Source organism: Mesorhizobium monacense (assembly GCF_056781675.1).
Map to the genome: position 1 here is coordinate 6,734,179 of NZ_CM165567.1, position 25,499 is coordinate 6,759,677.

The 25,499-nt window shown below is 62.8% G+C and carries 24 protein-coding genes and 1 tRNA gene; 13 read left to right on the forward strand and 12 right to left on the reverse strand.

Annotated elements, in window-relative coordinates; translation table 11 throughout:
* Window positions 1-22 precede the first annotated feature (22 nt).
* Window positions 23-925, forward strand: a complete 903-nt coding sequence (locus AC1RUK_RS32225) for a metal-dependent phosphohydrolase (protein WP_481837404.1) — start codon at window positions 23-25, stop codon at window positions 923-925.
* A 6-nt stretch (window positions 926-931) separates the two neighbouring features.
* Here the strand turns inward: AC1RUK_RS32225 and AC1RUK_RS32230 are convergent.
* Together AC1RUK_RS32230 and AC1RUK_RS32235 are read right to left on the reverse strand one after the other, a co-directional pair.
* Window positions 932-1,008 (reverse strand) — tRNA-Arg (locus tag AC1RUK_RS32230).
* Window positions 1,009-1,175: 167 nt separating this feature from the next.
* Window positions 1,176-2,339 carry a M20 aminoacylase family protein gene (locus AC1RUK_RS32235; RefSeq protein ID WP_481837403.1) on the reverse strand — a complete coding sequence of 388 codons (1,164 nt, stop codon included), beginning with the start codon at window positions 2,337-2,339 and terminating at the stop codon, window positions 1,176-1,178.
* Window positions 2,340-2,554: 215 nt separating this feature from the next.
* Here AC1RUK_RS32235 and AC1RUK_RS32240 point away from each other — a divergent pair, with 215 nt between their 5' ends.
* Both AC1RUK_RS32240 and AC1RUK_RS32245 read left to right on the forward strand, forming a co-directional pair.
* The gene (locus AC1RUK_RS32240; RefSeq protein ID WP_481839335.1) at window positions 2,555-3,718 is read left to right on the forward strand and encodes a D-alanyl-D-alanine carboxypeptidase family protein; all 1,164 of its coding nucleotides are present in this window, start codon (window positions 2,555-2,557) and stop codon (window positions 3,716-3,718) included.
* Window positions 3,719-3,721: 3 nt separating this feature from the next.
* Window positions 3,722-4,846 (forward strand): CobW family GTP-binding protein, encoded by a 1,125-nt coding sequence (locus AC1RUK_RS32245; RefSeq protein ID WP_481837402.1) that lies wholly within the window; start codon window positions 3,722-3,724, stop codon window positions 4,844-4,846.
* 119 nt (window positions 4,847-4,965) lie between these two features.
* Here AC1RUK_RS32245 and AC1RUK_RS32250 read toward each other — a convergent pair whose 3' ends face one another.
* From AC1RUK_RS32250 to AC1RUK_RS32270, 5 genes are all read right to left on the reverse strand, one after another.
* Window positions 4,966-5,235 carry a sulfurtransferase TusA family protein gene (locus AC1RUK_RS32250; RefSeq protein WP_481837401.1) on the reverse strand — a complete coding sequence of 90 codons (270 nt, stop codon included), beginning with the start codon at window positions 5,233-5,235 and terminating at the stop codon, window positions 4,966-4,968.
* 70 nt (window positions 5,236-5,305) lie between these two features.
* Window positions 5,306-6,601, reverse strand: a complete 1,296-nt coding sequence (locus AC1RUK_RS32255; RefSeq protein ID WP_481837400.1) for a L,D-transpeptidase family protein — start codon at window positions 6,599-6,601, stop codon at window positions 5,306-5,308.
* Between the two features lie 213 nt (window positions 6,602-6,814).
* Complete coding sequence (locus tag AC1RUK_RS32260) at window positions 6,815-7,765, reverse strand: acetyl-CoA carboxylase carboxyltransferase subunit alpha (RefSeq protein ID WP_481837399.1); 951 nt, start codon at window positions 7,763-7,765, stop codon at window positions 6,815-6,817.
* 100 nt (window positions 7,766-7,865) lie between these two features.
* Entirely contained in the window at window positions 7,866-8,783 is a 918-nt protein-coding gene (locus tag AC1RUK_RS32265; RefSeq protein ID WP_481837398.1) for a site-specific tyrosine recombinase XerD, read from the reverse strand.
* 28 nt (window positions 8,784-8,811) lie between these two features.
* The gene (locus AC1RUK_RS32270; protein WP_481837397.1) at window positions 8,812-8,964 is read right to left on the reverse strand and encodes a histidine kinase; all 153 of its coding nucleotides are present in this window, start codon (window positions 8,962-8,964) and stop codon (window positions 8,812-8,814) included.
* A 161-nt stretch (window positions 8,965-9,125) separates the two neighbouring features.
* On the opposite strand from AC1RUK_RS32270, the gene AC1RUK_RS32275 reads away from it, so the two are divergent.
* Genes AC1RUK_RS32275 through AC1RUK_RS32285 form a run of 3 tightly spaced genes read left to right on the forward strand, consistent with a single transcriptional unit; the run spans window position 9,126 to window position 11,799 of the window.
* Window positions 9,126-9,737: a shikimate kinase gene (locus tag AC1RUK_RS32275; protein ID WP_481837396.1), complete on the forward strand. Its 612-nt coding sequence runs from the start codon at window positions 9,126-9,128 to the stop codon at window positions 9,735-9,737.
* Window positions 9,738-9,745: 8 nt separating this feature from the next.
* Window positions 9,746-10,906, forward strand: a complete 1,161-nt coding sequence (aroB, locus tag AC1RUK_RS32280; RefSeq protein WP_481839334.1) for a 3-dehydroquinate synthase — start codon at window positions 9,746-9,748, stop codon at window positions 10,904-10,906.
* Window positions 10,903-11,799 (forward strand): HlyC/CorC family transporter, encoded by an 897-nt coding sequence (locus AC1RUK_RS32285; RefSeq protein ID WP_436173871.1) that lies wholly within the window; start codon window positions 10,903-10,905, stop codon window positions 11,797-11,799. The genes aroB and AC1RUK_RS32285 overlap by 4 nt, the downstream gene beginning before the upstream one ends.
* Window positions 11,800-11,827: 28 nt before the next feature.
* Here the strand turns inward: AC1RUK_RS32285 and AC1RUK_RS32290 are convergent, their stop codons facing one another.
* From AC1RUK_RS32290 to AC1RUK_RS32300, 3 genes are read right to left on the reverse strand one after another with little or no spacing between them, the layout of a single operon-like run.
* Entirely contained in the window at window positions 11,828-13,378 is a 1,551-nt protein-coding gene (locus AC1RUK_RS32290) for a SpoVR family protein (RefSeq protein WP_481837395.1), read from the reverse strand.
* Between the two features lie 9 nt (window positions 13,379-13,387).
* A complete protein-coding gene (locus AC1RUK_RS32295; RefSeq protein WP_481837394.1) occupies window positions 13,388-14,695 on the reverse strand; it encodes a YeaH/YhbH family protein in 1,308 nt (435 codons plus the stop codon).
* A 19-nt stretch (window positions 14,696-14,714) separates the two neighbouring features.
* On the reverse strand, window positions 14,715-16,664 hold the full coding sequence (locus tag AC1RUK_RS32300; protein WP_481837393.1) for a PrkA family serine protein kinase: 1,950 nt from the start codon (window positions 16,662-16,664) through the stop codon (window positions 14,715-14,717).
* Between the two features lie 293 nt (window positions 16,665-16,957).
* Here AC1RUK_RS32300 and AC1RUK_RS32305 point away from each other — a divergent pair, with 293 nt between their 5' ends.
* Window positions 16,958-18,499, forward strand: a complete 1,542-nt coding sequence (locus AC1RUK_RS32305) for an acetolactate synthase large subunit (RefSeq protein WP_481837392.1) — start codon at window positions 16,958-16,960, stop codon at window positions 18,497-18,499.
* Window positions 18,500-18,561: 62 nt separating this feature from the next.
* Here the strand turns inward: AC1RUK_RS32305 and AC1RUK_RS32310 are convergent, their stop codons facing one another.
* Window positions 18,562-18,864 (reverse strand): BolA family protein, encoded by a 303-nt coding sequence (locus AC1RUK_RS32310; RefSeq protein ID WP_481837391.1) that lies wholly within the window; start codon window positions 18,862-18,864, stop codon window positions 18,562-18,564.
* 133 nt (window positions 18,865-18,997) lie between these two features.
* Here AC1RUK_RS32310 and AC1RUK_RS32315 point away from each other — a divergent pair, with 133 nt between their 5' ends.
* The 6 genes from AC1RUK_RS32315 (at window position 18,998) to AC1RUK_RS32340 (ending at window position 24,694) form a co-directional block, all read left to right on the forward strand.
* Window positions 18,998-19,627, forward strand: a complete 630-nt coding sequence (locus AC1RUK_RS32315) for a J domain-containing protein (RefSeq protein ID WP_040582048.1) — start codon at window positions 18,998-19,000, stop codon at window positions 19,625-19,627.
* A gap of 123 nt (window positions 19,628-19,750) precedes the next feature.
* Entirely contained in the window at window positions 19,751-20,737 is a 987-nt protein-coding gene (cobS, locus tag AC1RUK_RS32320; RefSeq protein ID WP_006200247.1) for a cobaltochelatase subunit CobS, read from the forward strand.
* 11 nt (window positions 20,738-20,748) lie between these two features.
* On the forward strand, window positions 20,749-22,647 hold the full coding sequence (gene cobT, locus AC1RUK_RS32325) for a cobaltochelatase subunit CobT (RefSeq protein WP_481837390.1): 1,899 nt from the start codon (window positions 20,749-20,751) through the stop codon (window positions 22,645-22,647).
* Window positions 22,644-23,666 carry an esterase-like activity of phytase family protein gene (locus AC1RUK_RS32330; RefSeq protein WP_481837389.1) on the forward strand — a complete coding sequence of 341 codons (1,023 nt, stop codon included), beginning with the start codon at window positions 22,644-22,646 and terminating at the stop codon, window positions 23,664-23,666. The genes cobT and AC1RUK_RS32330 overlap by 4 nt, the downstream gene beginning before the upstream one ends.
* 177 nt (window positions 23,667-23,843) lie before the next feature.
* Window positions 23,844-24,212 carry an ArsR/SmtB family transcription factor gene (locus AC1RUK_RS32335; RefSeq protein ID WP_481839333.1) on the forward strand — a complete coding sequence of 123 codons (369 nt, stop codon included), beginning with the start codon at window positions 23,844-23,846 and terminating at the stop codon, window positions 24,210-24,212.
* Entirely contained in the window at window positions 24,209-24,694 is a 486-nt protein-coding gene (locus AC1RUK_RS32340) for an SRPBCC family protein (RefSeq protein WP_481837388.1), read from the forward strand. The genes AC1RUK_RS32335 and AC1RUK_RS32340 overlap by 4 nt, the downstream gene beginning before the upstream one ends.
* 74 nt (window positions 24,695-24,768) lie before the next feature.
* On the opposite strand, the gene AC1RUK_RS32345 is transcribed toward AC1RUK_RS32340, so the two are convergent.
* Window positions 24,769-25,449: a hypothetical protein gene (locus AC1RUK_RS32345; RefSeq protein WP_481837387.1), complete on the reverse strand. Its 681-nt coding sequence runs from the start codon at window positions 25,447-25,449 to the stop codon at window positions 24,769-24,771.
* Window positions 25,450-25,499 lie beyond the last annotated feature (50 nt).

Genomic DNA, 25,499 nt, shown 5'->3' on the forward strand with positions numbered 1-25,499 from the left:
AAGGCGGTCAGGAACGATTGTCATGCTCAATCCAATCTCCATCATGGCCGACCGGCTCGGCGACCATCTGTCAGAACTCTATCTCCAGTATTTCTCGCATCGCAATTCGGAATATGCGAGCTACATAGGGGGCGCGGCCCGCCTTGTCCTGGAGCGCATCGGCAATTCGAACGCGCTCTATCACAACATCGAGCATACGCTGATGGTTACGCTCGCTGGCCAGCAGATCATCCGCGGCCGGCTGCTGTCGGAATCCCTGACCCCCGATGACTGGCTGCACTATACCTGCGCGCTGCTTGTCCACGACATTGGCATGGTGCACGGCGTATGCGTGGGCGACACCGCGGACAGCTTCATCATTAACGAGGCCGGCGACCGCCATACGCCACCGCGCGGCGCCTCCGACGCGGTGCTTGCGCCCTATCATATCGAGCGCGCCAAGATCTATGCGCGCCAACGTTTTGCTTCCTCGAAGTTCATCAACGAGGAGCGCATTGTAGAGGCGATCGAGATGACGCGCTTTCCGGTACCGAACGATCCGGCCTACCAGGTCACCAACACCGAGCCGGCGCTGGTCAGGGCCGCGGACCTGATCGGCCAGCTCGCTGATCCCTTCTACCATCGCAAGCTGCCGGCGCTGTTTGCCGAGTTCTCTGAGATCGGGATGGTGGAGAAGCTCGGCTGCAGGACCGCCGCCGATCTCGGCGCCATCTTCACCGATTTCTTCACGCTGCAGGTCGAGCCCTATATCGGCGACGCGATCCGCTATCTGGAGCTGACGACGGAAGGCAAGCAGTGGATCGCCAACCTCCACAGCAACCTCTTCCAGTCCGGGCATCGCCCGGCCAGGATCGGGCCGTTCCCCGGCGCGTTGCAGCCGACCTCGGCGAGCCTTTCCGTGGTAACTTGCTCGCTAACCCCTTGAAAACATTGGTGATCCCGACAGGAATCGAACCTGTGACCTACAGATTAGGAATCTGCCGCTCTATCCTACTGAGCTACGGGACCACGCGGCCCGACACATAGCCGCTTCGGACCGTTTCGCCAAGAGGAAGGTTCAACGCGCCCGGTGCGTCGTTTACAGCGCGGCTCGGCCTTGAAATCCAAGGCATGGCAAGGTCTTCGATCGGGTCGGTGCCGGAACGCCGGCGCCGCATGCGGCCCGGCGCGATCCGTCAGGCGGCCAGCGCGGTTTCCGCCAGCTTCACCCAATAGCTCATGCCGTGCGGGATGACCTCGTCGTTGAAGTCGTAGGCTGGGTGGTGGAGGCCGGCAGTATCGCCGTTGCCGATGAAGATGAAGGCGCCGGGGCGGGCTTCCAGCATGTAGGAGAAATCCTCGCCGCCCATCACCGGCTGGATGGCGCGGTGCACCTGGGCGTTGCCGGCCACGTTGGCCGCTACATCGCCGGCAAAGACCGTCTCCTCGGCGTGATTGAAGGTGACGGGGTAGTTGGCGTTGTAGTCGACCTCGATCGTGGCGCCGAAGGCGGTGGCCAGCCCCTGGCAAATCGTGCGGATGCGCTCCTCCGCCTTCTTGGCGACTTCCTTCTTCAGCGAGCGCACGGTGCCGGCGATCTCGGCGGTTTCGGGAATGACGTTGTAGGCGTCGCCGGCGTGGAATTTCGTCACTGACACCACCACGGCCTCGACCGGGTCGGTGCTGCGCGAGGCGACCGTCTGCAGCGCGCCGACCAGCTGGCTGGTAATGACGATCGGATCGATGGTGCCGTGCGGCATCGCCGCATGGCCACCGCGGCCCTTGACATGAATAGTGAACTCGGCGGTCGCGGCCATGATCGGGCCTGGCCGGATGGCGAATTGGCCGACCGGCAGGCCCGGCATGTTGTGCATGCCGAACACTTTGGAGATGGCGAAGCGGTCCATCATGCCGTCCTTGACCATCTCGTTGCCGCCGCCGCCGCCTTCCTCGGCCGGCTGGAAGATCACTGCCACGGAACCGCTGAAATTGCGGGTCTCGGCCAGGTATTTGGCCGCGCCCAGAAGCATTGCCGTGTGGCCGTCATGGCCGCAGGCGTGCATTTTGCCGGGAACGGTCGATGCGTAGGGCTTGCCGGTGATCTCGTTGATGGGCAGAGCGTCCATGTCGGCGCGCAGACCGATGGTCGTGCCGTCGCCCTTGCGGCCGTGGATGATGCCGACGACGCCGGTCTTGCCCAGGCCCGTCACCACCTCGTCGCAGCCGAAAGCCTTCAGCTTCTCGGTGACGAAAGCGGCGGTCTGGAAGACGTCGAAGTTCAGTTCTGGCGTCTGATGCAGGTGTCGTCGCCAGCCGGCAACCTCTTCTTGCATCTCGGCGGCGCGATTCAGGATTGGCATGATCGGTCCATTTCGCTGTTGGAGCAGCCGGGTTGCGTCTGCTCAATTGCAATCGTGATTGTCCGGCACTTTGCCATGTTGGCGTCACATAGGGTAAATAGCACCGCAGCAAAGCGGTCCGGGGATGAGGGTCGGACCAATATGGCTGGCGACCGTGTAATGAAATCTTACGGAGCCAGAGGCGACTACGGCAAGAGGCGATTTCGGGTTCCATGATGCGGCACAGGCATTTCCTCAAATTATTGCTGGCGGGCGCGGTGGCGCTGCCTGCCTTCGCGACATCGGCTCTCGCCAATCCGCAGGTCCTGTTCGACCTGCAGACAGGCAAGATCCTCGAGCATCAGGATGCCTTCAGGCGCTGGTATCCGGCCTCGCTGACCAAGCTGATGACCGCCTATGTGACGTTCCGGGCGATTGCGGCGGGTGAGGTCCAGCTCGATTCGCCGATCAAGGTGACGAAGCATTCCGCCGGCGAGCCGCCGAGCAAGATGGGCTTCAAGCCGGGTTCGGTGATGCGGCTCGACAATGCGCTGAAGATGATGCTGGTCAAATCGGCCAACGACATTGCCATGGCCGTGGGCGAGAATGTCGGCGGCTCGCAGGCCGCCTTCGCCGAGCGTATGAATGGCGAGGCACGCCGGCTCGGCATGACCGGAACGCATTTCGTCAATCCGAACGGGCTTTATTCGCCCGACCAGTACACGACGGCGCGCGACCTCGCCTTGCTGGTGATGGCGATCCGCAGCGAATTCCCGCAATATGCGCCGTGGTTCTCGATCGAGGGGCTGGCGGTCGGCAAGAAGGCGATCTCGAACTACAATCTCCTGATCGGCCGTTATCCCGGCGCCGACGGCATGAAGACCGGTTTCGTCTGTCCTTCGGGCTTCAACATGATCGGTTCGGCGACCCGCAACGGGCGTACGCTGGTGGCGGTGGTGCTTGGCGAAAAGTCCGCGGTAAGCCGAGCCGAGACGGCGGCACGTCTCCTCGACCAGGGTTTTGACACGCCGGCGACCGGCTTGACCACCATTGCCGCGCTGCCGTCCTATGGCGACACGCTCTCGGCCAACGATCTGAATGACGAGATCTGCAAGAAGAAGAGGAAGGCGGAGCAGTCGGAAGCACCGCCCGCCGTTGCCGCCAAGGACGTGCCGAAATCGCCCTACCAGGCAAAGCTCGACCACGTGCCGACCCTGGTCGCCGTCGGCCTCGGTGGCGCCACAGGGCCGACGCCGAAAGCGATGCTCGACGAGGCCGGCCAGGAATTTGCCGACGTGCCGCTGCCGACCTGGCGGCCCGACCGGCCAGCACCGGCCGGCGCCACCGTGGTCGGCTCAGCCGCCGTACAGGGCGACCAGTCGGTCAAGGCCGCGAACTAGGCAATGGCGAGCTTCCCGATCCCAGTGTCGGTGCTCACCGGTTTCCTCGGCGCCGGCAAGACGACGCTGCTCAACCGGCTGCTCAAGGATCCCGCGCTCGCCGACACCGCCGTCATCATCAACGAGTTCGGCGAGGTGGCGATCGACCACCTGCTGGTCGAGCAGGCCTCCGACGGCATCATCCAGCTTTCCGACGGCTGCCTGTGCTGCACGGTGCGCGGCGAACTGGTCGACACGCTGGCCGATCTCGTCGACCGACTGCAGACCGGCCGCATCGCAAAGTTGGCACGGGTCGTCGTCGAGACCACGGGTCTCGCCGATCCGGCACCGGTGCTGCAATCGATCATGGCGCATCCCGCACTTGTCCAGGCCTTCCGGCTCGACGGCGTCATCACCTTGGTCGACGCGGTCAATGGCGGTGCGACGCTCGATGCCCATGTCGAGGCGCTGAAGCAGGCGGCCGTCGCCGACCGCATCGTGCTGACCAAGACCGATCTGGTCACCGATCCCGGCGATCTCGATGCCTTGCGGACCCGGCTGCGGCAGATCAATCCGGGTGCGGCGCTGCTCGAGGCGGGCGACAAGAACACGGGCGCGGCCGCGCTGTTCGACTGCGGCTTCTACAATCCGGCGACGAAATGCGCCGACGTGCAGCGCTGGCTCGGCGAAGAAGCCGCCCACGACCATCATGGCCATGATCATCATCACGATGGCGATCACGACCATGCTGGTCACGATCATGACGGCCATCGCCACGATTCACGCGTGCGGTCCTATTCGCTCGTGCATGACGGGCCGGTGCCGTTTTCGGCGATCGAGATGTTCCTCGACCTGTTGCGTTCCACACATGGCGAGCGCCTGCTGCGCATGAAGGGCGTCATCGAGTTGCAGGAGGACCCGTCGCGGCCGCTGGTCGTGCACGGCGTGCAGAAGATCCTGCATCCGCCGGTGCGGCTGCCGTCCTGGCTCGACGGCCAGCGCGGCACCAGGCTGGTGCTGATCACGCTCGACATGCCGGAGGATTATGTGCGCCGGCTGTTTGCCGCCTTCACCAACCGACCGTCGATCGACACGCCCGACCGCGCGGCGCTGGAAGACAATCCGCTGGCGATCGCAGGGCGGCGTTAGAGCGGTTCTGCTTCTGATGGAATCGCAGATCCGCTCTAAGTATTTGTTTTTACGCAATTCCGGACGGAAAACCGCTACGCACTTTTCCTGGAATTGCTCTAGCTCGCAAAAGTGGCAGATTACCGCAAGATTTCCGCGGTCTCGCCGCGCTCAACCAGAAAACGGTGGCCACCGGATACCGCCGCCGTTTCGATCAGCTGGTGGCCGGCGTCGGAGCAGAAGGCGGGAATGTCGATGACCGCCAGCGGATCGGTGGTCTCAAGCCACAGCCGGCTGCCCGGCCGCATCGCGGCCAGCCGCTTCTTTGCTTTGAGCACGGGAAGCGGGCAGTTCAGCCCCTTGAGGTCGTAGACAGCGTCGGGATCGGCCAGGGCTTCTTGTTCAAGCATTATCTTTTTCCGAACCGAAGGTCAGCGCAGCAAAACCGGATTCCACTTTTCGGGATCATGCTTCGGAACCTCAGCCGCCAAACATGCCGAACAGCTTCTTCTTGAGTTTCGTCACCGTGCTGTCGCCGGCATCAGCCGCCTGCGTCTCTGCCGGTGCTGCCTCGGTGGGCTGCGTGATGGTCGCGGTGGCGACCGGCTGCTGGGCCGCGGCCTTCTCGGCCTCCTTTTCGGCCAGTGCCTGCGCCTTTGCCGCCTCTTTCGCAGCCTTCGCTGCTTCTATGGCTGCAAGCCGCTGCTCCTCGGCCTTCTGCTTGGCCGCCTTCTCCGCGTCGAGCGCGGCCATCTTGCGGCCGGCCGGCGAATCGATGCGGCCCATGCGCGCCGTCTCGGTCACCGTACCGTCGGAATTGAGCGACGGCGGATCGATCGGCACGCGCTCGCCGCGGGCGCGCCGCTTCGACCAGTCGGAAACGATGCTGGCTTCCTTGATGCCGGCAATCGTCGGCTTGGGCGCCGGCACGCTGGCCTTGACCGCGCCGCTGAACGCCGCTTCGTAAGTGCTCTGATAGGCGTTGTAGGCGCTCTTCAGCGAATCCGGCTGCGTGCTGGCGGGGCAGGACCCGGTCGGATCGAAGGTCGTGCCTTCAGGAGCCACCTGGTTGAAGACGTAGCGCTTCTCGCAGACGTCGACCTTCGGTGGCACCTTGGTGATCTCGAAATTGTCGTAGCCGATCTTCAGCATCTTCCAGAAGTCGTAGTTCGGATCGTTGCGATAGCGCGCCATGTTGGCGGCGGTCATGCGGAACGGAAAGGCCTGGATCTGGAACTCGGTCTGGCCGCCCTGGAAGGCATCGCGGCCGAAGGCGTAGATCTGCTCGATCTGCGGATCGGTCATCGAATAGCAGCCCGACGACGAGCAGGCGCCGTGCACCATCAGATTGGCGCCGGTGCGGCCGTTGGCGCGGTCATAGGCATTGGGATAGCCGATGTTGAAGGATAGATGATAGTTCGAGCGCGGATTCATCTGCTGGGGACGGACCGTATAGAACCCTTCCGGCGCCTGGCGGTCGCCCTCGGTGTATTTCGGCCCGAGCTTGCCCGACCATTTGCAGATGTCGTAGCTGGCGACCATCTCGTAACGGCCGTTGGTCTTGGCCTTCCAGATCTCGAGCTTGCCCTCTTCCTTGAAGATGCGGGCCATCACCGAGGACGTGCGGACCATGCCCTTGGCCTTCATGTCGGCCAGAATCTTGTCCGGCAGCGGCTTGTTGGCCTCCGGGGCGAAATCCTTCATCGAGGAATCGTTGCAGCCGGCGACGCCGATGGCGGCGATCAGGACTCCGGTGCGGGCAAACTTGGCAAACATGGGTACGGCTACGTCTTTTCTCTCGGGCGACAGATCTCGGCACCGCCGGCCCGCACGCTAAACATTAGCGGACCGTAAGCCCGTTAACCTTGAAAAATCCTTACCGCAAGCTTCGGATCACCCCTCACGGCAATTTCATTGACCTGAATGCGGCGGCATTTTTGTGGCGAAATTGCGCAATTCCGCCACTTTGAGGCGTGGTGTCAGCCCAGCCTAGAGGCTACGGCCCATGGTCAGGTATTTTTCGCGACGTTGCTCGCGGAAATCGGTGTTGGCGCCGGCAAAGTCTTTCATCGTCTTGGCGATGAGGTCGCCGGTGGCGGCGATCACCTTTTCCGGGGCACGATGGGCGCCGCCGAGCGGTTCGGGGACAATGGCGTCGATGATCTTCATTTCGTAAAGATCCTGGGCGGTGATCTTCATGTTGGTCGCAGCATCCTTCGAGCGGGTGGTGTCGCGCCACAGGATCGAGGCCGCACCTTCCGGCGAGATCACCGAATAGATGGCATGTTCGAGCATGTAGACCCGGTTGGCGGTCGCGATGGCAATGGCGCCACCCGAGCCGCCTTCGCCGATGACCACCGAGATCGACGGCACCTTCAGGCCAAGGCAGGCCGAGGTCGAGCGGGCGATAGCTTCGGCCTGGCCGCGTTCCTCTGCGCCGACGCCAGGATAGGCGCCGGCGGTGTCGACCAGGGTCAAAAGCGGGATCTTGAAGCGGTCGGCAAGCTCCATCAGCCGCACCGCCTTGCGGTAGCCTTCCGGGCGCACCGAGCCGAAATTATGCTTGAGACGGCTCGCCGTGTCCGAGCCCTTCTCCTGGCCGATCACCGCCACCGGCTCGCCGCGGAAGCGGGCGAAGCCGCCGACGATCGCCTGATCCTCACCGTAATTGCGGTCGCCGGCCAGTGGCGTGAAATCGCTGAGCAGGCCCTTGATGTAGTCGACGCAATGCGGCCGGTCGGGATGGCGCGCCACCTGCACCTTCTGCCACGGCGTCAGCGCCTTGTAGGCATCGCGCAGCGCGTCGCGCGAACGCTTCTCCAGCCGGCTGATCTCGTCGCCGACATCGACGGCCTCGCCGTTCTCGGCGAGCTTCTTCAGCTCGAGGATCTTGCCTTCGAGATCCTGCACCGGCTTTTCGAAATCGAGGTAATTGTACATTCTTGAGCGGACCGGCAATTCGGAAGGCAATGGCTGGCGAAACCCTCGAAAACGGAGGCTCCGGGCGGTGGAACGTCGCCCTCACATAGCGATATGAGGCCTAGTCGGCAAGCGGATGATGATCATTGACCAGCCGCACCAGCCGCTCCTCCAGCACATGGGTGTAAATCTGCGTGGTCGAGATGTCGGAATGGCCGAGCAGCTGCTGCACCGCCCGGAGGTCGGCGCCGTTCTGCAAGAGATGGCTGGCAAAAGCATGGCGAAGCACATGCGGCGATATCTTCGCCGCGGTGATACCGGCCCTGGCGGCGAGCCCTTTGAGGTCGCGGGCAAAGACCTGCCGGGAAAGATGGCCGGTGTCGGAGGCGGCCGGGAACAGGAACGGGCTGTCGGCAAAGGCCGGCACGGTAGCCCTGACCGCAAGCCAGGCCCGCATCGCGGCGCGCGCCTTGGCCGACAGCGGCACCATGCGCTCCTTGTCGCCCTTGCCGCGCACCATGAAGAAGCGATCGTCGCGCAGGGCCACCGTCACCGGCAGGCCGACCAGTTCGGAGACGCGCAGGCCGGTGGCGTAGAGCACTTCGACCAGCGCATGCAGGCGCAGCGCCGCCAGGCTGTCGCCACCGTTCAGCGCGGCATTCGTCGCCTCCTGCGCCGCGCGGTCGATCAGGCGTCCGGTCTCGGCCTCGCTCATCGTCTTCGGCAGCGGCCGGCCCTTCTTCGGACTGTCCAGCGTGCCGGTCGGGTCGTCGCCGCGCAGGCCTTCGGCGTAGAGGAACTTGAAGAACTGGCGGATCGCCGACAGTTTTCGCGCCTGCGATGTCGGCGCAAAGCCGCGCTCGGCGATGTCGTCGAGATAGGAGCGGATATCGGCGGCACCGGCACCCGCAAGCCCGCCGCTGATCTCTTGCGAGGCGTCCTCAAGGTCGCGGCGATAGGAGGAGAGCGTGTTTTCGGCAGCACCGCGCTCGGCGCTCATCATTTCCAGGAAGGCTTCGATGCGAGCCGCGCTGTTCATTCTTTCGGATCAGTTCTTCTCTTTTGGATCAGTTTTTCTTGGGATTCAGCCTTTCCGGCGGAATGCGCACGCTCATCTCGGCCTTTTTCGGCTCGACGAACATCGCCAGGGCGAACATCGTTCCATAGGCTATGCCGGCAAGAATCATCAGCGTCACGACAAAGCGAAACAGAGTCGGCATCAATCTTCGCCCGTCTTCTTGTTCTGCGTTTCCAAACCCTGTGCCCTTATGGGACGCCAATCCGGCCAATTCAAGGACGAAGCTCGCGTACCCCTGCTTGACGCAAACAGGCTTTTGATGTCGATACGCCGGCAAAGAGGGCCTAGAAACATCATAGTCTCATGAACGCGCTGCCAGCAAATCCTCCAGGCGAAGGCCATGCCGAGCTGCTCGAGCGGCTGGGCAAGCGCTCGATCGTCTTTGTCGGCCTGATGGGCGCCGGCAAGACGGCGATCGGCCGCAAGGTGGCGGCGATGCTGGCACTGCCCTTCATCGACAGCGACCAGGAGATCGAAAGCGTCTCGCGCATGACCGTGCCGGAGCTGTTCGAGCGCTATGGCGAGACGGAATTCCGCGCGCTGGAGCAGCGCGTCATCCTGCGTTTGCTGGAAAACGGTCCGCAGGTGCTGTCGACCGGCGGCGGCGCCTTCATGAATGCGCAGACGCGCGAGGCGATCGCCAGCCATGGCGTTTCGGTATGGCTAAAGGCTGAGCTCGACCTGTTGATGGAGCGCGTCTCCAAGAAGCAGAATCGGCCGCTGCTCAAAAACCCCGATCCGCGCGCCGTGCTCGAGCGGCTGATGGCCGAGCGCTATCCGGTCTACACCACATCAGACGTCACCGTGCTGACCCGCGACGACCGCAAGGAGGTCATCGCGGCCGAGGTCGTGAATGCGCTTTGCCGGCATTTCGGCGTTGTTGAAATCGTCACCAGCGGCGAGGTGCGCCCATGAGCGGCGATATGCCAGTCGCGGAGACTGTGACCGTCGAGGTCGGGCTCGGCGAGCGTGCCTACGACATATTGATCGGCTCCGGTCTGCTGTTGCGCGCGGGCGCCGAGATTTCACGCCGCTTGCCCGGCACGCGCGCGGCCGTCGTGACCGACGACAATGTCGCCGCTGCCCATCTCGAGACGCTGAAGGCGGGCCTCGAGCAGGGCGGCATCCAGCCTGCCGTCATCACGCTTCCGGCCGGCGAAAAAACCAAGAGTTTTGCCCATCTCGAAGAGGTGGTGGACGGCGTGCTTGCCGCAAAGCTGGAGCGCGGCGACGTCGTCATCGCGCTTGGCGGCGGCGTCATCGGCGACCTTGCCGGCTTTGCCGCCGGGATCGTGCGACGCGGCATGAATTTCGTGCAGATCCCGACCTCGCTGTTGGCGCAGGTCGATTCCTCGGTCGGCGGCAAGACCGGCATCAACAGCGCGCGTGGCAAGAACCTGGTCGGCGTTTTCCATCAGCCGAAGCTGGTGCTGGCCGACACCGGGGTGCTCGACACGCTGCCGATCCGGGAATTCCGCGCCGGCTATGCCGAACTCGCCAAATACGGATTGATCGACCGCCCGGCCTTCTTCGCCTGGCTGGAAGAAAACTGGCGCGAGGTCTTTGACGGCGGCCCGGCGCGGGCTGAAGCCATCGCAGAGGCCTGCCGCGCCAAGGCCGATGTCGTCGCGCGCGACGAGTTTGAAACAGGCGACCGCGCGCTGCTCAATCTCGGACACACGTTCGGCCACGCGCTTGAAGCCGCCACCCGCTATGACGGCGCCCGCCTCGTCCATGGTGAGGGCGTCGCCATCGGCATGGCGCTGGCGCATCGCTTTTCGTCGAGGCTCAATCTGGCGAGCCCGGACGATGCGGTGCGCGTCGAGGCGCATCTCCGCGCCGTCGGCCTGCCCTGGCGGATGGCCGATATTCCCGGCGAACTGCCCGACGCCGAGGCGCTGTTCCCGTTCATCACCCAGGACAAGAAGGTGTCGCGCGGTGCGCTGACCTTCATCCTGACGCGCGGCATCGGCCAGTCCTTCATCGCCAGGGATGTGCCGGCCTCGGAAGTCTTGTCGTTCTTGAAAGAGAGCCATCCGGGTCAGGAAAGCCGCCCGGATCGGCAGGAAAGCCGACCTGGATGACGAACGAGCCCGGCTGGATCGTCGCTGCCGTCCTTGCCGGCCTCTGCCTGCTGGTGCTTCTTTTGCGCACGCGGTTGCTTGCCCTCTTTGGCTACGAGTTGCAGCCGATCGAGCCGCAGCGTTCGAGCCATGACGAATTGCGCGGCGCCGTCGACGATTTCCGCCGCGACGGCCAGGTTGTGCGCGAGGACCGGGATCGCGTCGGCGGCCTGTTCGACCTCGAAGAGCTCGAAGTCTCCGACATTATGGTCCACCGCACCAATATGCGCTCGGTCAATGCCGACAATCAGCCGGAAGCGGTGGTGCGCGAGATCCTGCAGAGCCCGCACACCCGCATGCCCTTGTGGAAGGGCTCGCTCGACAACATCGTCGGCGTGCTGCATGCCAAGGACCTGCTCAGGGCGCTCAACGAAGTCGGCAACGACTTTTCCAGGATCGACGTGATGAAGATCGCGTCGAAGCCGTGGTTTGTGCCCGACACCACGACACTCCAGGAACAGCTCAACGCTTTTTTGCGCCGCAAGGCGCATTTCGCCATCGTCGTCGATGAGTATGGCGAGGTCGAAGGGCTGGTGACGCTGGAGGACATCATCGAGGAGATCGTCGGTGAAATCGCCGACGAGCATGATATCGAGATCCAGGGCGTCAAGCAGGAGGCCGACGGTTCCGTCATCGTCGACGGCACCGTGCCGATCCGTGACCTCAACCGCGCACTCGACTGGAACCTGCCGGACGAAGAGGCCACCACCATTGCCGGCCTTGTCATCCACGAGACGCAGTCGATCCCCGACGAGAAGCAGGCCTTCACCTTCCACGGCATGCGCTTCGTCGTCATGAAGCGCGACAAGAACCGGATCGCCAGGCTGAGGATCAAGCCTGCCGGCGAAGCCTGACCAGCCCGCGAGCTGCAGTTGCGGAACCTCACTCCGCGATCTGGCGGGTGGAGCGCTCGTTGATGGTCGCACCGGTCTGGGCATCGACCGCCGCCAGGCTGACCTCGTAGCCCCAGAGCTTGCGGATGTGGCGCAGCGTCGCGTCGCGGCTGGCCTCATCGAGAACGACACCGTCTTTGACCTTGTGCTGCAGCCGCAGATGCCGGTCGCCAAGCAGATCGACATCCATGGCCTGGATGTCGGGCCGGTTTACTCCGACATCGTAGCTGTGAGCCAGCGCGGCGCGGATCTTCCTGTAGCCACGCTCGTTGTGGATCGAGCCGACCTGGTAATGCGGTTCGCCGGCTGCGTCGCCAAGGACAAAGAAGCGCCATTTCCGGATCAAGGTTGGACTGAGGTACTGGCGGATGAAGGACTCGTCGCGATGGTTCGCCCAGGCGTCGAGCAGGATCTCGCGCCAGTCGCCGTGGCCAGCGATGTCGGGAAACCAGTCGCGGTCCTCCGCCGTCGGCTCGGTCGCGATGCGCTGTATGTCCTGCATCATATCGAGGCCAAGCGCGTAGGGATTGACGCCGGAATAGCGCGGATCGTCGAAGGCCGGCTGGAAGATCACGTTGGAATGGTTGCGCAGGATTTCGAGCATGGCGCCTTCGGTGATCTGGCCCCGGTCGAACAGCATGTTCATGAGCGTATAGTGCACGAAGGTGGCACAGCCCTCGTTCATCACCTGCGTTTGGCGCTGCGGATAGAAATACTGCGCGATGATACGCACGATCCTGACGAGTTCACGCTGCCAGGGCTCAAGGACGAGACTGTTCTTCTCCAGGAAGTACAGCAGGTTTTCCTCCGGCAGGTTGAGCGATTTTTTCCGCTCCGCCATACGTCCGGCCTCGCCGTCGGCCTTTTTGCTTTCCTGCGCAGGTGGCAGCGTGCGCCACAAATCGTTGTAGGAACGCTCTTCGTATTCCAGTCGCTCACGCAGTCCCTCGCGCTGCCGTTCCGACGACAGTCTCGGCGGCCGGCGGTAGCGGAATACGCCCTGTTCCATCAAAGCGTGCGCTGCATCCAGAACCGACTCCACGGCCGCAAGGCCGTGCCGCTCCTCGCAGCGGGCGATGTAGCCTTTGGCGAAGTCCAGATAGCTCAAGATCGCCCCGGCATCCGTCCATTGCCTGAACAGATGATTGTTCTTGAAGAAATGGTTATGACCGAGTGCCGCATGCGCCGTCACCAGCGCCTGCAAGGCCATGGTGTTCTCCTCCATCAGATAGACGATGCAGGGGTTGGAGTTGATGACCAGTTCATAGGCCAGGCCGCGCCCGCCCTTGCGATAGAGCAGTTCCTCGTAGAGGAAATGCTTGCCGAACGACCAGTGACGATACATCAGCGGCATGCCGACCGAGGAATAGGCGTCGAGCATCTGTTGAGAGGAGATGATCTCCATCTGCACCGGATAGGTATCGAGGTGCAGTTCCTCGATCGCGAGAGCCTCGATCGCTTCATAAGCCCGCGACAATTTCCCAAAATCCCAGTCGGATCCTGAAAAGAGCAGACCCGGTTTAGTGGCTTGCCTGGCCATCGGCCCTCCTCAGGCGCTCTTGCGTGAAGCCGGCTGCCTGGCGAAGAGCCGGCGAAAGACCGGGTATATATCTGCCGGAGTGGCAATGCGGCTCATCTGGAAGTTGGGCCATTTCAGCTCGACCCTGCTGTAGGCGCGCCAAAGCGACGTCCCGTTTTCGGTGGCGCCGAATATATGGGTTTCTCGTTCGTCGATGATCTCGACATAGGCGAAGTACTGGCACAGGCGCATGAGCCTGCGGTCCAGAAACTCTATGCATCGCTCGGAATCGGTGGCGAAATTGTCGCCGTCCGAGGCCTGCGCGGCATAGATGTTCCACTCGTTGGCCGGATAGCGCTGTTCGATGATGCGGTGCATTTCGGCAAGTGCGGTGGAGACGATCGTACCGCCGCTCTGCGTGTTGTAGAAGAACGTGTCCTCATCCACTTCGTGCGCCTCGTGCGTGTGGCGGATGAAGACGATCTCCGTGCGTTCGTAGCGCCGCTTCAAGAACAGGTGCAGCAGCACGAAGAAGCGTTTGGCCAGGTCCTTCTCGCGTTCGCCCATCGATCCGGACACGTCCATCAGGCAGAACATGACGGCTTTGGCATTCGGTATGGGCCGGGCGTCGAAGCGGTTGAACCGGATATCGACCGGATCGACAAAGGCAATCCGCCTGCGCCGACGTTCCAGCCGGTCAAGCTCCTCGCGCAATCCTGCAATGCGCTGGCGCGTCGCCGCGCCGGCTGATGCCGACTCAAGCGTGGCGATTTCCTGGAGGATCGCATCCAACTCCTCCTGCTTTGGGCGCCTCAGCGCAATGCGCCGGCCGTGGCTGTTGCGCATGGTGCGCCCGACATTAACGTTGGTCGGTGAACCGGTCGCGGCGAAGCCGGCCCTGCGCGGCTTGAAGGCAAGGATCTCCTTGAGATTGAGCTTGACCAGGTCGGGCAGTTCGAGATCCTCGAAAAAGAGCTCGAGCACCTCCTCGCGCGACAGCACGAAACGAAAATCGTCTTCCGACACTTTGTTTCCCGGGCCGCCTGCGCCGCTGCCCTGACCGGGCTTGGGGATCAGGTCTCCAGGGGAAAAATGCCTGTTGCCAGGAAGGATGTGCTGGCGCCGGCCGCTGGCCTTGTCATTGTTGAATCTCGGCTCGACCGTTCCCCTTTCGGGCATCGGCACGGCGTGCTCGGCATCCACATCGGCGATCTTGCCGCTGCGGATCTGATCGCGGATGCTTCGCTTCAATTCCTCGCGAGCACGCCGGAGGAAGCGCTGTCGATTGCCGAGGCTCTTGTCCTTCGGGTTCAGGCGACGGTCGATGAAGATCGGCATGGAAACCATCCGGGCCCTATCAACCCGCCTTGTTCACCCGCATGTACCAGTCCACCAGCCTGCGCACCTGCCGTTCGGTATAGCCGCGCTCGACCATGCGCTGCACGAATTCGTTGTGGCGCTTTTCCGTAACGCTGTCCTGCTTCGAGCTGAAGCTGATCACCGGCAGGAGGTCCTCGACCTGTCCGAACATCCGCTTCTCGATGACCTCGCGCAGTTTTTCATAACTCGTCCATGACGGATTGCGGTCGTGGTTTTTTGCCCTGGCGCGCAGCGTGAACTTCACCACCTCGTTGCGGAAGTCCTTGGGATTGGCGATGCCTGCCGGCTTTTCGACCTGTGACAGTTCGTTGTCCAGGACCTCCCGGTTGAGGATCTGGCCGGTGTCGGGGTCCTTGTAGTCCTGGTCCTCGATCCAGGCGTCGGCATAGGCGATGTAGCGGTCGAAAAGGTTCTGGCCATATTCGCTGTAGGATTCCAGATAGGCTTTCTGGATTTCGTGGCCGATGAACTCGGCGTACCGCGCGGCGAGCTCCGACTTGATGAATTCGAGAAAGGCCGCTTCCGTTTCCTTCGGGAACTGCTCCCGCTTGATCGCTTCCTCCAGAATGTACATCAGATGCACGGGATCGGCGGCCACTTCCTTGGTGTCGTAGTTGAATGTCTGCGACAGGATCTTGAAAGCAAAGCGCGTGCTGACCCCCGTCATGCCTTCATCGACGCCGGCGGCGTCGCGATACTCCTGGACCGACTTCGCCCTCGGATCGACCTCCTTCAGGTTCTCGCCGTCATAGGCTCGCATCTTGGTGTAGAGCGGTGAATTGTCGTGCTCGGCCAGGCGGGTCGAGACGGTGAAGCGGCTGAGGATATCCAACACTTCAGGGGCGCAGGGGCTGGCGGCCAGTTCGCTCTCGCGCAGCAGCTTTTCGTAGATCTGCCTCTCTTCGGTGATCCGCAGGCAGTACGGCACCTTGACCACGAGGATGCGGTCGAGAAAGGCCTCGTTGTTCTTGTTGTTCTTGAACTGCTGCCATTCCGATTCGTTGGAATGGGCCACGATGATCCCCTGGTAGGGAAAGGCGCCGAAATTTTCGGTGCCGTTGTAGCTGCCTTCCTGGGTCGCGGTCAGCAGCGGATGCAGGACCTTGATCGGCGCCTTGAACATCTCGACGAATTCGAGCAGGCCTTGCGTGGTCCGGTTCAGTCCGCCGCTATAGGAATAGGCGTCCGGGTCGGACTGACTGAAATTCTCCAATTGCCTGATGTCGACCTTGCCGACCAGGGCCGACACATCCTGATTGTTCTCATCGCCTGGCTCGGTCTTGGCAATGCCGATCTGGCGCAGCCGCGACGGCATCAGTTTGACCACGCTGAACTTGGAGATATCGCCGGACAACTCATCGAGGCGCTTGGATGCCCAGGGCGAGATGAGCCCGTTGAGGCGCCGCCGCGCTATGCCATACTTGTCCTCCAGCAGATCGCCCATGCGATCGGGATGAAACAGGCCAAGTGGCGATTCGAAAACCGGGCTGATCTGGTTGCCGACCTTCAGCGTGTAGATCGGGCGCTGCTCCATCAGTTTCTTCAGCCGTTCGGCAAGCGACGACTTGCCGCCGCCCACCGGGCCGAGAAGGTAGAGGATCTGCTTGCGCTCCTCGAGCCCTTGGGAGGCATAGCGGAAATAGCCCGCAATGCGCTCGATCGTGTCCTCCATGCCGTAGAAGTCGGAGAAGGAGGGATAAACCTTGACCGTTCGGTTTGAGAAAATGCGGCCAAGCCGCTCATCCTTGCTGGTGTCGACAAGATTCGGCTCGCCGATTGCCTGCACCATCCGTTCGGGTGCCGAGGCATACAACGACCTGTCTTCCCGGCAGGCAAGAAGGTACTGCTGGATGCTGATCTCTTCCTGCGCCGCGTTCGTGTAAATCTCAGAAAACAGGTCGAAAACGTCAGACTGGTTCTCGCGCATGATATTTCGCCCTCAGAGCCGCCCGACTGGCTGCTGGGCGGACCATCTGCATATTCAACTGTTGGAGGAGCGTTGTGGTTCCCTTCTCCTAAAGGAGAACGGCTGCAATCAGACATTGAGGCGTGGAGGAGCATCCCGAATGGCTGGAATGCCTCGCCGACGGCTCCTTCGATCGGGCGATCCGCGACCATGTCTGACGGCGAAGATGGTGGATCACGCCAAAATTGCTGGCGGGATATTGCCGTTCGGGCGCTGGCAGGATCAATTGTCCTGCGCCAACCGGGGAGGGATTCATGAACGGAGCCGACGTCCTGTGTGACGTGCTTCTGGCAAATGGCGTGACGGTCTGCTTCGCAAATCCCGGTACATCGGAGATGCATTTCGTTGCCGCACTCGATCGCAAGCCGCAGATGCGTTGCGTGCTGGGCCTCTTCGAAGGCGTGGTGACAGGTGCCGCCGACGGCTACGCGAGGATGACCGATCGACCGGCCGCGACGCTGCTGCACACCGGGCTTGGACTGGCCAACGGGCTGGCCAACATCCACAACGCCAGGCGCGCCTTGAGCCCGATGATCAACATTGTCGGCGACCACGCCTCCTATCATCTGGCGCCGCTCACCAGCGATATCGAAAGCCTCGCTTCGCCGATGTCGAACTGGGTTCGCCGTATCGAAAGTCCCGCCGATGTCGCGCCGGCCACCGAGGCTGCCTTCCGCGCTTCCCTTTCACCGCCGGGTATCGCCACCCTGATCCTGCCGGCGGACGCCGCATGGGGCGAGGCTCCTGTGGTTTCGGCCCGCAAGGTGGAACTCGCGCAGCCCACCGTCGATATCGGCGCTGTGCGAAAGGCAGCCGAGGCGATCCGTCGCGCTCCAGGCCGTGTCGGTATCATCGTTTGCGGACGCGCGGCGCGAGCCGACGCGCTGGCGATCGCCGGTCAAATCTCGGCAGCGCAGGATGTCCGCTTGTTCAGCGAGGTTCTTGTGGCGCGGATGGAGCGCGGTCGCGGAAGGGTCGCGCCCACGCGCATCCCCTATCCGATCGATGCCGCAACGGCGCTGCTGAGCGATATCGACGTGCTGATCCTGGTCGGAGCGAAGGAGCCTGTTGCTTTCTTCGCCTATCCGGGAAAGCCGGGACGGCTGGTTCGAGACAGTTGCGAGGTGCTTTCGCTGGCTGCGCATGGCGAGGATTTGAAGGCGGCACTGGAGGCGCTTCGCGACGAACTCGGCATCAAGTCGACGCAGCCGCTTCCTGTCGCAGCGGCGTTTCCCGACGAGCCGGTGCCGCGCGGCAAGCTGACCGACGATGCGATCGCCCTTTCAGTGGCGCGGAAACTTCCGGCGAACGCCATCGTCTGCGACGAGGCGGTCACGTCGGCCCGGCGCTATTTCGCCCTGTCGGCCTTTGCCGCGCCGCACGACTACATGATGACGACTGGCGGATCGATCGGCGGAGGCATCCCTTTGGCGACCGGAGCGGCGATCGCGTGTCCCGATCGCAAGGTGATCAATCTCGAAGCCGACGGCAGCGGCATGTACACCGTGCAGGGATTGTGGACCCAGGCGCGGGAAAATCTCGACGTGGTCACGATCGTCTTTTCCAATCGGACCTACGCAATCCTGCATGGCGAGATGAAGAATGTCGGGGTGGGCGCGATCGGCGAGAATGCCAGGCGTATGCTCGATCTCGACCAACCCGCGCTGGACTGGGTATCGCTGGCGAAGGGCATGGGCGTGGAGGCGGCCCGCGCCGACACGTGCGAGCGGTTCGATGCCCTGCTGGACAGCGCCCTATCGCGCCACGGGCCGTTTCTCATCGAAGCAGTGATCTGACCGCTTTTCCCCGCGGCGTTTCCAGGGAGCCGGGTTGAGCGGCGTCGGCCGACAAGCAATGCCTACCAGCGCGTCTGTTCGCCGGGTGCCGCCGGTTCGATCGCCAGCGCGTGGACGCCGGCTTTCAGCTCGTCGGCCAGCAATTCGTTGACGGCGCGGTGGCGCTCGATGCGGCTCATGCCGGCAAAGGCGGGCGAAACGATACGGACGCGGAAATGCGTCTCCCCGGTGCCGTCATAGGCGCCGTGATGATCGGAGCCATGATGATGGTGGCCGGCGTGGAGATGGCTTTCGTTGATGATGACCAGCCGCTCCGGCGAAAACGCCTCGTTCAACTTGCCTTCCATCGTCGCCTGTATGGACATCGAGCTTCCCTTCACCAAATCTACGGCATCGCCGCAAAATTCGCCATTTGCCTGCTTTAAGCCGCGATTCAGCGGTTAGGGCGATGATCGCCGAAATGTCAATTCTTGTTTCGCACTAGCGAACAGCCCATAAATGGGTGAGATGAAACCGTATCCCAAATATTTCGAGAAGATCCGCATCCGGCCGGAGAAGGACGCGGAGCTGAAGTCGCGCTCGCCGATCTGCCAGTGGGACGGTTGCAAGGAGGCCGGCACCCATCGCGCGCCGGTCGGGCGCATGAAGGAAGGCGAGTATTTCCAGTTCTGCTTCGATCATGTGCGCGAGTACAACAAGGGCTTCAACTATTTCTCCGGCGTGCCTGACAGCGAGATCGCCCGTTTCCAGAAGGAAGCGATGACCGGCCACCGGCCGACGTGGAAGATGGGCATCAACGGCGCTTCGACGCGATCGTCGCCTGACTTCGCCCAGCAGCGTTCCGGTCGCGCCGGCTACTACAACCGCATGCGCGATCCGTTCGACCTGTTCAAAGGTCCAAAGGATCCGCGCGAGGCGCGCGAGCGCAAGGCAAAGCCGCTTGAGGCCAAGGCACTGGAAACGCTTGGCCTTGATACAAAGGCGACTGGCAAGGATATCAAGGCACGCTATAAGGAACTGGTGAAACGCCACCATCCGGATGCGAATGGCGGCGACAGAGGTTCGGAAGACCGGTTCCGCGATGTGCTGCAGGCCTATCGCGTGCTCAAGCAGGCGGGATTGTGCTGAGCGACCATACGGTTCGTGTCGTTTTCCAACTTTCATAAGGTTGGAAAAGGCTCTAAGACCGCCCCCGGACAAAATCGATTGCCGGCGAAATCAGGCGTTTCGCCCGTGGAGACGTTGATAGAGATGAACAAGGTCGATCGCGACATCGCCAACCTGCCCGACACCACGGTGTCGGTGAAGGACAAATTCGGCTTCGACTCCAAGATGGTGGTGCCGGCCTATTCGGTGACCAGCGAGCATGTGCCCGACGTCGATCCCGACTATCTGTTCGACAAGAACACGACGATGGCGATCCTCGCCGGCTTTGCCTACAACCGCCGCGTCATGGTGTCGGGCTATCATGGCACCGGCAAGTCGACCCATATCGAACAGGTCGCCGCCCGCCTCAACTGGCCGTGCGTGCGCGTCAACCTCGACAGCCATGTCAGCCGCATCGACCTCGTCGGCAAGGACGCCATCGTCGTCAAGGATGGGCTGCAGATCACCGAATTCCGCGACGGCATCCTGCCCTGGGCCTACCAGCACAATGTCGCGCTCTGCTTCGACGAGTATGACGCTGGCCGCCCGGACGTGATGTTCGTCATCCAGCGCGTGCTGGAATCGTCCGGCCGGCTGACGCTGCTCGACCAGAGCCGGGTCATCCGCCCGCATCCGGCCTTCCGGCTGTTCTCGACCGCCAACACGGTTGGGCTGGGCGACACCACCGGCCTCTATCACGGCACCCAGCAGATCAACCAGGCGCAGATGGATCGCTGGTCGATCGTCACCACGCTGAATTATCTGCCGCACGACAACGAAGTGAACATCGTGCTGGCCAAGGCCAAGCATTATCGCGACAGCAAGGGCAAGGACATCGTCAACAAGATGGTGCGCGTCGCCGACATGACGCGCTCGGCCTTCATCAATGGCGATTTGTCGACGGTGATGAGCCCGCGCACGGTCATCACCTGGGCCGAGAATGCCGAAATCTTCGGCGATATCGGCATGGCGTTCCGGTTGACCTTCCTCAACAAATGCGACGAGCTCGAACGTTCGGTGGTCGCCGAATTCTACCAGCGCGCCTTCGGCGAAGATTTGCCCGAATCGGCCGCCAATGTGGTGCTGGGCTAAACAAAGTCTCCATGGCGGGTCCGGGCGACAACACGCGCAACAAGTCGAAGACGGGGTCTGAAGCCGACAGCTTCAAGCGCGCGGTGACCGTCTGCATGCGCGCTATCGCCGGCGACAAGGATCTCGAAGTCGGCTTCGCCAAGGACAGGCCTGCACTTGCCGGCAGCCGCGCCCGCCTGCCCGAACTGCCGAAGAAGGCCTCCAGGACCGATATCGCCATCACCCGCGGTCTCGGCGATTCCATGGCGCTGAAGCGCGCCTGCCACGACGCGCGCATCCACAGCAAGCTGGCGCCGGAAGGCAAGCTGGCGCGCTCGATCTATGACGCGGTCGAACAGGCTCGTGTCGAGGCGATCGGCAGCCGCGCCATGCAGGGCGTTGCCGACAATATCGGCTTGATGCTCGAGGACAAATACGCCAGGGCGAACCTCGTCGACGTCAAGGACAAGGCCGATGCGCCGATCGAGGAGGCGCTGGCGCTGATGGTGCGCGAGAAGCTGACCGGCCGCACTGTCCCGAAGAGCGGCGAGCGGCTGGTCGACCTCTGGCGCCCCTGGGTCGAGGAGAAGGCAAGCGCAGACCTCGACGGCCTGTCCGCCAAGCTCGACGACCAGCAGGCTTTCGCTCGCGTCGTGCGCGACATGCTGGTTTCCATGGAAATGGCCGAGGAACTCGGCGACGACCAGGAGACCGAAGACTCCGAGGACAGTGACGACAACCAGCCGCAAGGCGAGGAGCAGAGCGAGGAGGGCGGCGAGGACGATTCCGGCTCCGAACAGTCGCAGTCCGACGAAGCCGACGCGTCGGCCGACGACGAGCAGTCGGCCGAGACGGAAGCGTCCGACGCCACCGCCGACGATCTCTCCGACGAGGACGATTCCGACGCGGAGACACCCGGCGAGGCGCGACGCAACGACAATCCCTTTACCAATCTGCCGAAAGAGATCGACTACAAGGTTTTCACGACTGCCTTCGACGAGACCGTTGGTGCCGAGGAGCTTTGCGAAGAGGAAGAACTCGACCGGCTGCGCGCCTTCCTCGACAAGCAGCTCGCCAACCTCTCCGGCGTCGTCGGCCGGCTGGCCAACCGGCTGCAGCGCCGGCTGATGGCGCAGCAGAACCGCTCCTGGGATTTCGACCTCGAAGAGGGCTATCTCGATCCGGCGCGGCTGGTGCGCGTCGTCATCGACCCAATGCAGCCGCTGTCCTTCAAGCAGGAGCGCGACACAAAATTCCGCGACACGGTGGTGACGCTGGTGCTCGACAATTCGGGCTCGATGCGCGGCCGGCCGATCACGGTCGCCGCCACCTGCGCCGACATCCTTGCGCGCACGCTGGAGCGCTGCGGCGTCTCGGTCGAGATCCTCGGCTTCACCACCCGCGCCTGGAAGGGCGGGCAAGCGCGCGAGAAGTGGCTGAAGGACGGCAAGCCGCCGAATCCCGGTCGCCTCAACGATCTGCGCCACATCATCTACAAATCCGCCGACCATCCGTGGCGGCGGGCGCGCCGCAATCTCGGCCTGATGATGCGCGAGGGGCTGCTCAAGGAAAATATCGACGGCGAGGCGCTGCTTTGGGCGCACAACCGTCTGATCGCCCGGCCGGAGCAAAGAAAAATCCTGATGATGATCTCGGACGGCGCGCCGGTCGACGATTCGACGCTTTCGGTCAATCCGGGCAATTATCTCGAGCGGCATCTGCGTGCCATCATCGAACTGATCGAAACGCGCTCGCCGGTGGAACTTTTGGCCATCGGCATCGGCCACGACGTCACCCGCTACTACAGGCGCGCCGTCACCATCGTCGATGCCGAGGAGCTGGCCGGCGCCATGACCGAGCAGCTTGCCTCTCTGTTTGGCGAGGAAAGCGCACGCGAGACGCGCCGCGGCGGCCTGCGGCGCGCCGGATGAGCTTTTCGGGCGGGGGCCTTAGGCACACGATTTTTGCTGCTTGCATGCTGGCTGGCATGCTGTCGCCAGCGGTTGCCGCCGGCCCAGACTCGGTCGAGCCGGTCGAAATCACGGCGCGGCCGATAGGCCAGTTCCGCATCGGCCATGACGACAGGCAGTTCGGGCCGCTCGAATTCGTCGGCGGGCTGGAGATGACCTCGCCGTCGCGCGATTTCGGCGCGCTGTCGGCCTTTCGTTTCCTGAAGGCGGGCAGCGACTTCATCGGCGTCGCCGACACCGGCTTCTGGTTCTTCGGCAGCGTGACCCACAATGCCGACAAGCGTCCGTCGGGCATCCAGAATTTCCGCATGCAGCAGATGGTCGATGAGGCGGGCCAGCCGATCGACAAGAAGTGGCAGGTCGATGCCGAAGGCCTGGCGGTCAAGGACGGCATCGCCACGGTCGGTTTCGAACGCAACCAGCGTGTCGCCCAGTTCAAGATCGATCCGGACGGCATGAAGGCGCCGTTCAAGCAATTGGATTTTCTGGTTCCGGCCCAGGAGTTGCGCCAGAACCGCGGCTTCGAGACGGTCACCCACGCCAATCCTTATGGCCAGCATGAGGGCGGGCTGGTCGTTGTGTCGGAAAAGAGCCTCGACAAGGCCGGCAACATCTATGCGGCAATCATCGAAGGGCCGCACAAGGGCGTCTTCACCGTCAAGCGCAATGGCGATTTCGACATCACCGACGGTGCCTTCCTGCCGGACGGCGATCTTTTGCTGCTCGAGCGCAGCTTCTCGATGGCCGGCGGAGTGAAGATGCGGCTACGGCGCATCTATGGCGAGAGTGTCGAGAAGGGCGCCGTCGCCGACGGGCCGGTGCTGCTGGACGCCGACATGGGCTACCAGATCGACAATATGGAAGGGCTGGATGTCTGGACCCGCGACGACGGCGCGCTGATGGTGTCGCTGATGTCAGACGACAACCATTCGATCCTGCAGCGCAACCTCTATCTGGAATTTATCCTGCACGAGGATTGAGGAACGCTGCTGGCTGCCGAACGGTCACCATTCAGCCCGCCCTCGCCCCCGCCGTCGTCCTTTGAGTTCGCCCTTCGAAACCTTCCGCTGGCCAAGGCAGAGCGGGATGGCTTGCGCTCCGCAAAATACTTTAGTCCAAACTTGACAATTGACATTGATAGCGCAATACTCAAGTCCATGCTTAACTATCCAAAGATCGATGGCATCCTTCGTGCTCTTGTCGAGCCCAACCGCCGGCAGATCCTGGAAAGGCTGACTCGCGGGCCGGCCACGGTCAGCCAGTTGGCGGAGCCGTTCGGCATGACATTCGCCGCCGTGCTCCAGCATCTCCAGACGCTGGAGGCGTGCGGGCTGATCCGCAGCGAAAAGATCGGGCGGGTTCGCACCTGCAGGATTGAGCCCGGTGGGCTTGCCCCGCTTGCCGACTGGATCGCCGAGCGCCGCATACCGGCAGAACGCCACCTCGACCGTCTCGGCCAGGTTTTGGCGGAGACAGATCAACCGAACTCGAAAACTCAGAATGAACAAAAGGACGAAACGAAATGAACCAGATAGCCTCTGTGAAAGACGAGCATTCCGTCATCCACTCCACCTTCACCATCGAGCGGACCTACCCGCAATCGCCAGAATGTGTCTTCTTCGCCTTTGCCGACAAGGCAACGGTGCGGCGCTGGCGGGTGGGGGGCGATGGCTTTACGATCACCGAATTCAGCTTCGATTTCCGTGTCGGCGGCGGTGAGGTGTCGCGGTTCAGCTATCAGGGCGGCCCGGAGATCCGGCTCGACGCGCAATTCCAGGATATCGTCCCCGACCAGCGCATTGTGTTTTCGTACCGAATGGCGATCGGATCCCAGCCTCTGTCAGCGTCGCTCACCACCGTCGAACTGGCGCCTTCAGGTGATGGCACCCGCCTGACCTATACTGAACAGGGCGTCTTTTTCGACGGAGTCGATTCAGCGCAAGGACGCGAAGAGGGCACCCGTGGACTGCTGGAAGCCCTGGCTGCCGAACTCGAGAAGGCAAAATAGGGTTGTTGTTGGCGGCTGGTATCTGACCGGCATCTGGAAAATACGGGCCATTCTGCGCAAGGTGCAGGGTGGCCCTATCGCGCTGCCGGAGCGGTCGCGATCCAGATGACGTGGCGCGTGCCGCGCTTACCGTTGGCGCGCGTGTTGACCTCCTCGACCGCGAAGCCCGCCCGTTTCAGCCGCCGCGTAAAGCCACTGTCCGATCCTTGCGACCACACCGCCAGCACGCCGCCGGGCTTGAGCGCGGCACGAGCGGCACCGAGGCCGGCCGCACCGTAGAGGGCGTCGTTGCCCTTGTAGACGATGCCTTCCGGGCCATTGTCGACATCAAGCTGGATGGCGTCCCAGGCCGAGATACCCGAGCGGATGATGTGCCCGACGTCGCCCTCGCGGATGGTCACGCGGGGATCGTCGAGCGAACCGCCGAAGATCTCAGCCATCGGGCCGCGCGCCCAGGCAACGACTGCCGGGACCAGCTCCGCGACAACGACGCTGGCATCATTCGAGAGTCCTGCGAGGGCGGCGCGCAGGGTAAAACCCATGCCGAGGCCGCCGATCAGGATTTTTGGCTGCTTGCGGCCAGCAATCCTTTCACAGGAGAGCCTGGCCAGCGCTTCCTCGGAGCCGCTGAGGCGGCTGTTCATCAGCTCGTTGGTGCCAAGCATGATCGAGAATTCAGTGCCGCGCCGCTTCAGGCGAAGTTCTTGTTCACCATCAGGCGTTTTTGCCGAGTCTAGCTGGACCCAGGGTATCACTGGCTGACTTTTTGTTTGACCATGATCTTGCCCGAAAACCGGACTCCACT

Coding starts and splice junctions, on each gene's coding strand:
- AC1RUK_RS32310 (WP_481837391.1), bottom strand. CDS start 18,864: ATGTCCATACAGGCGACGATGGAAGGCAAGTTGAACGAGGCGTTTTCG.
- AC1RUK_RS32265 (WP_481837398.1), bottom strand. CDS start 8,783: ATGAACAGCGCGGCTCGCATCGAAGCCTTCCTGGAAATGATGAGCGCC.
- AC1RUK_RS32330 (WP_481837389.1), top strand. CDS start 22,644: ATGAGCTTTTCGGGCGGGGGCCTTAGGCACACGATTTTTGCTGCTTGC.
- cobT (WP_481837390.1), top strand. CDS start 20,749: ATGGCGGGTCCGGGCGACAACACGCGCAACAAGTCGAAGACGGGGTCT.
- AC1RUK_RS32305 (WP_481837392.1), top strand. CDS start 16,958: ATGAACGGAGCCGACGTCCTGTGTGACGTGCTTCTGGCAAATGGCGTG.
- AC1RUK_RS32300 (WP_481837393.1), bottom strand. CDS start 16,664: ATGCGCGAGAACCAGTCTGACGTTTTCGACCTGTTTTCTGAGATTTAC.
- AC1RUK_RS32250 (WP_481837401.1), bottom strand. CDS start 5,235: ATGCTTGAACAAGAAGCCCTGGCCGATCCCGACGCTGTCTACGACCTC.
- AC1RUK_RS32245 (WP_481837402.1), top strand. CDS start 3,722: ATGGCGAGCTTCCCGATCCCAGTGTCGGTGCTCACCGGTTTCCTCGGC.
- AC1RUK_RS32225 (WP_481837404.1), top strand. CDS start 23: ATGCTCAATCCAATCTCCATCATGGCCGACCGGCTCGGCGACCATCTG.
- AC1RUK_RS32235 (WP_481837403.1), bottom strand. CDS start 2,339: ATGCCAATCCTGAATCGCGCCGCCGAGATGCAAGAAGAGGTTGCCGGC.
- AC1RUK_RS32285 (WP_436173871.1), top strand. CDS start 10,903: ATGACGAACGAGCCCGGCTGGATCGTCGCTGCCGTCCTTGCCGGCCTC.
- AC1RUK_RS32340 (WP_481837388.1), top strand. CDS start 24,209: ATGAACCAGATAGCCTCTGTGAAAGACGAGCATTCCGTCATCCACTCC.
- AC1RUK_RS32290 (WP_481837395.1), bottom strand. CDS start 13,378: ATGGCCAGGCAAGCCACTAAACCGGGTCTGCTCTTTTCAGGATCCGAC.
- AC1RUK_RS32295 (WP_481837394.1), bottom strand. CDS start 14,695: ATGCCGATCTTCATCGACCGTCGCCTGAACCCGAAGGACAAGAGCCTC.
- AC1RUK_RS32335 (WP_481839333.1), top strand. CDS start 23,844: ATGCTTAACTATCCAAAGATCGATGGCATCCTTCGTGCTCTTGTCGAG.
- cobS (WP_006200247.1), top strand. CDS start 19,751: ATGAACAAGGTCGATCGCGACATCGCCAACCTGCCCGACACCACGGTG.
- AC1RUK_RS32315 (WP_040582048.1), top strand. CDS start 18,998: ATGGGTGAGATGAAACCGTATCCCAAATATTTCGAGAAGATCCGCATC.
- AC1RUK_RS32270 (WP_481837397.1), bottom strand. CDS start 8,964: ATGCCGACTCTGTTTCGCTTTGTCGTGACGCTGATGATTCTTGCCGGC.
- aroB (WP_481839334.1), top strand. CDS start 9,746: ATGCCAGTCGCGGAGACTGTGACCGTCGAGGTCGGGCTCGGCGAGCGT.
- AC1RUK_RS32260 (WP_481837399.1), bottom strand. CDS start 7,765: ATGTACAATTACCTCGATTTCGAAAAGCCGGTGCAGGATCTCGAAGGC.
- AC1RUK_RS32275 (WP_481837396.1), top strand. CDS start 9,126: ATGAACGCGCTGCCAGCAAATCCTCCAGGCGAAGGCCATGCCGAGCTG.
- AC1RUK_RS32240 (WP_481839335.1), top strand. CDS start 2,555: ATGCGGCACAGGCATTTCCTCAAATTATTGCTGGCGGGCGCGGTGGCG.
- AC1RUK_RS32255 (WP_481837400.1), bottom strand. CDS start 6,601: ATGTTTGCCAAGTTTGCCCGCACCGGAGTCCTGATCGCCGCCATCGGC.